Origin of the sequence: Microbacterium hominis NBRC 15708 (assembly GCF_001592125.1) — a bacterium.
In the GTDB taxonomy this organism is placed as follows: domain Bacteria; phylum Actinomycetota; class Actinomycetes; order Actinomycetales; family Microbacteriaceae; genus Microbacterium; species Microbacterium hominis.
On record NZ_BCWI01000039.1, the window covers coordinates 1 to 4,281 of the forward strand.

General features: G+C 66.6%; 4 protein-coding genes and 1 pseudogene. 2 read left to right on the top strand and 3 right to left on the bottom strand.

Going from position 1 to position 4,281, the window contains the following annotated elements:
* Positions 1-329: pseudogene (locus tag MHO01S_RS16025) on the top strand (ATPase P); the annotation flags it as partial.
* A gap of 268 nt (positions 330-597) precedes the next feature.
* Here MHO01S_RS16025 and MHO01S_RS16030 read toward each other — a convergent pair.
* Entirely contained in the window at positions 598-2,496 is a 1,899-nt protein-coding gene (locus tag MHO01S_RS16030) for a heavy metal translocating P-type ATPase (protein ID WP_060958331.1), read from the bottom strand.
* Between the two features lie 124 nt (positions 2,497-2,620).
* Entirely contained in the window at positions 2,621-2,866 is a 246-nt protein-coding gene (locus MHO01S_RS16035; protein WP_060958330.1) for a heavy-metal-associated domain-containing protein, read from the bottom strand.
* Between the two features lie 107 nt (positions 2,867-2,973).
* On the opposite strand from MHO01S_RS16035, the gene MHO01S_RS16040 reads away from it, so the two are divergent.
* The gene (locus tag MHO01S_RS16040) at positions 2,974-3,330 is read left to right on the top strand and encodes an ArsR/SmtB family transcription factor (RefSeq protein WP_231734801.1); all 357 of its coding nucleotides are present in this window, start codon (positions 2,974-2,976) and stop codon (positions 3,328-3,330) included.
* Between the two features lie 63 nt (positions 3,331-3,393).
* Here the strand turns inward: MHO01S_RS16040 and MHO01S_RS16045 are convergent, their stop codons facing one another.
* Positions 3,394-4,236 carry a sulfite exporter TauE/SafE family protein gene (locus MHO01S_RS16045; RefSeq protein WP_061782596.1) on the bottom strand — a complete coding sequence of 281 codons (843 nt, stop codon included), beginning with the start codon at positions 4,234-4,236 and terminating at the stop codon, positions 3,394-3,396.
* Between the last annotated feature and the right edge of the window lie 45 nt (positions 4,237-4,281).

A 4,281-nucleotide genomic window follows, 5' to 3' on the forward strand; every position in this document is an offset into this window, starting at 1 on the left:
CGATCGAGACCGCCGACGTCGTGCTGATGCGCTCCGACCCCCTCGACGTCGCGATCGCGCTGAAGATCGGCAAGGGCACGCTGCGGAAGATGCGGCAGAACCTGGGATGGGCCATCGGCTACAACGCCGCCGCCCTGCCGATCGCCGCCGGGGTGTTCTACCCCGCGTTCGGGATCATTCTCTCCCCCGAGATCGCCGCACTGTCCATGTCGGGCTCCAGCGTGATCGTCGCCGTCAACGCTCTCCTGCTCAAGCGGCTGCGCCTTCCCGAACAGGCTCCCGAGGAGACCAGCACCGTCTCCCCAACGAAAGAGCCAGAACCCGTGTGACCCGTCCTCGTCGTCGTGCCTGGTGTCCGTCGAGACACCGCGCCATGAAGTACGCCTATGTAATGGCTGACGGTGGGCTGTCGCAACCCGATCTCGTCGGGTGTCGAGCTCTCATCTGCCGCCGCGCCGGGGGGTGCCCACAACACCCCAAAATCCGCGCGAATCGAGAAATATCCCTTGGGGCGGAGCCGCGCTCGTCGGATCTGCAATCCCATGTGACCCTCGCCACGCGACTTAGCGTCTCGATAGCGGATCGCTCATCGGACGGCTATCGCGTGCGCGGGCCGTGGCCAGTGGTGGGAGTTGTCTGCTTTCGTCGGGTTTCGCCGCGGCCTGGTACCAGCATGCGCAGGCCGTTGAGGATGATGAGAGCGGCGCTGCCTTCGTTCAGAAGGAGGCCGGTGGTCAGGGACATCCACCCGGCGAGAGCGGCGATGATCAGGGTGGCCACGACGGTCAGGCTGAGCACGATGTTGATCTTGATGTTGTTCCGTGCTCGGCGGGAGAGGCGGATCGCGGCGGGGAGCCGGTCGAGTTCGTCGGCCATGAGGGCGACGTCTGCGGTCTCCAGGGCGACATCGGCGCCGGCGGCGCCCATCGCGATGGCAAGGTCGGCGTTGGCCAGGGCGGGGGCGTCGTTGACGCCGTCACCGACCATGGCGATCAGGCCGTGCGTCTGACGCAGTTCAAGGATTGCGGCGGATTTGTCCTCGGGCAACAGCTCGGCGCGGTAGTCATCCAGGCCGAGGGCGTCGGCGGTGGATCGGGCAACGGTGGTGCTGTCGCCGGTGAGCATTATGACCCGTGTGATTCCCAGTGCGCGGAGCTCGTCAATGGTGGACTGTGCATCTGGACGCAGTTGGTCGGCCACAGTCAGCACGGCCAGTGCGCGGGTTTCGTCGCGGAGCACGACAGCTGTCCGGCCTTCTGACTCGGCTTGGGAGACCACCAATCCGACATCTGACCTTGCACGGTCGGCGGCTGTCGGCCGACCGATGTGCAGGGGGCGGCCGTCGACAATGGCATCCATGCCCGCACCGGGCAGGGCGCGAGCGCCCATCGCGGCGGGAAAGACGAGGCCGCGAGCGTTCGCGCCGGCGACGATCGCGGTGGCGATGGGGTGTTCGCTGCCCGCCTCGACCGCGGCCGCCAATGTTAAGGTCTCGTCCTCGGTGAGGTCGCCCACGGGGATGACGGTCGTCAGCGCGGGTCGTCCTCGGGTCAGCGTGCCGGTCTTGTCGAAGGCGACGGTCTTGATGTCGGCGAGGCGTTCGAGGTAGACCCCGCCCTTGATGAGGATCCCATCCCGTGCGCCGCGGGCGATCGCGGTGACGACGCTGACGGGCACGGAGATGATGAGCGCGCAGGAGCACGAGACGACCAGGATGACCAGTGCCCGGTAGATCGCCTCACGCCACTCGAACCCGAACAGCGGCAGGAGCAGGGCGACCGCGACGGCCAGGATGAACATCGCCGGGGTGTAGACGGCGCTGAACTTGTCCGCGAATCGTTCGGCTCCGCTCCGGTTGGCCTGCGCTTCCTCGACCTGCTCGATGACACGGGCGAGCACGGTGTCATAGTGCTCCTTGGTGACCCGTACCCGCAGCACTCCGTTGCCGTTCATACTTCCCCCGAAGACCTCGGTGCCGGCAGTGGCCTCGACCGGCACCGATTCTCCGGTGACTGGACTGGCATCCACCCATGAAGCACCGTCGGCGACGATGCCATCGGTGGGGAGGCGTTCGCCGGGACGCACGAGTACGACATCGCCGGGGTGCAGCTCCTCCACCGCCACGGTCTCGGTCCGGTCGCCGTGGGTGAGGCGGGTGGCGGTCGGGGGTGCCAGCTCCATCAGCGCGTCGATGGACCCGCGCGCCTTGTCGGTCGCGTAGGCTTCCATCGCTTCACCCAGGCTGAAGATGACCACGAGCATCGCGGCTTCTTCGACGACACCCAGCGCAATCGCGCCGATCACGGCCACCACCAGCAGCACGGTGATCGTCAGCCGCCTGTTTCGGACCGCCCGGACCGCGCTGCGCAGCGGATAAACACCCCCGACAATGATCGCGGCCCAAAACAGAGCCAGCGAGACCGGCTCGAGATGGGCCGTCCACTCCACGACCAGGCCCGCGACCAGCAGCACCGACGCAACCCCCAGGGTCACCATCTCGGGCTCCTGCCACCACCGACGTCGGACAGCCCGTGCTGTCACGGGTGCCACCTGTGCCGGTGCGCTCGCGCCAATGCTCATCCGTTGTCCTTCTTCCTGGGAGTGACGTTCTGGGGAGGGGTTAACCGCGGAGGGGACGGGCAGGACCTGTCGCGGCCAGGGGCAGCCCGGCCTTCTGGGCGGCCTCGATCACGGCAGCGTCAGTCACGGAGCCGTCGTGCGTGACCAGCACGACACCGGAGGCCAGCGCGTCGACGTCCTGCACGCCCGGCACAGACTGGATCGTGGCGAGGTCGCCGGAGCAACTCACGCACCCGCCTTCGAGGGTGCGGTACTTGGAACGAACAAGCTGGATCGGTGCACTCACGGGTATCTCCTTCAGTCGAGATGACTTCGATGGACTTCAAAGTCCGACTCACATCCTACGCAGATATCGACATTCGTCAAAGTATCGAAGTGTGGGACACTGGAGGCATGTCAATGCCCCTGACCCTTTCCTCGGGCAGCGCCCTCGGGTACTGCACACCGTTGTCCCGCGAGCCGATCACCCCCACCCAGGCAGAGCCTCTGTCTCGGATGCTGAAGGCCCTCGCAGACCCGGTGCGGCTACGACTGATGTCGATGGTGCTCTCGCACGAGAACGGCGAAGCATGCGCCATGTGCGACCTGACCGAGGGCTTCGACCTTTCCCAATCGACCCTCAGCCACCACCTCAAGATCCTGCACGACGCGGGACTCGTCGACCGGGAAAAGCGCGGAGTGTGGGTCTACTACAAGGCACGCCCCGATGCCATGACCGCGCTACGCACCGTATTCAGCACCGACCTCTGATCCCGCGGCTCATCCCGAACGCCGCGGCTGTCGGCAGCGCCGCGCAGATGACCGTTCCTCGCACTACTTGTGGTTCCAGACCTTCCACGCGGACAGGACGAGCAGCAGGGCGAGCAGCGGGACTATGACGACGCTCGGGAACACACCCAGCAGCAGTCCGCCGATGATGGTGCCGACGATCGACCCGGCGGTCATGGCGATGAGGAATCCGGGGTTCTGCCGTAGGACGGTGAAGCTGTTGTCGCGACTGTAGCGGGCGAACGCGACCAGCATCGTCGGCAGCGATACCGCCAGTGACAGGGTGCCGGCAATCTTGATGTCGATACCGTAGAGCAGCACAATCGGCGGAATCAGCAACTCACCCCCGGCCACGCCCATCAGGGCAGCGACGACGCCGATCGCGAACCCGGCGACCACGCCGATCACCCACTGCCACGTCACGGGCAGGTTCAGCGGGTTGGCGGCGATGAAGTGCGTGAGCACGAGGACGACGGCGATCAGGACGAGCAGGGCGGCGAGGACGCGGTAGAGGGTCTTGCTCGCGATCTTCGTCGCCCAGTTCGCCCCCACCCACGCGCCGATGAGGCTGCCGATCAGCAGGTTCACGATGACGTACCAGTACGGGGTCACCTCGGCCAGCGGGACGGTGAGGAGACGGGCGGGCAGGGCGGTGATGACGACGATGAGGCTCATCGCCTTGTTCATGATGATCGCCGGGAGCGCGGCGAGGCCGAACAGGCCGATCAGCAGCGGCAACCGGAACTCCGCGCCGCCCAAGCCGATCATCCCGCCCAGCACCCCGACCGCAGCTCCGATAAGGAAGACCAACGGCAGCGACTGCCGCCAACGGCCCGGCGAGGTCCCCGCCGTCAACCCGGAGGCCGTGCCTTGCGGGTCCCGGCTCATTGGCTCAGCCTATCCAGCGGTCGCAGCAACTTCCGAGCCTCTAGC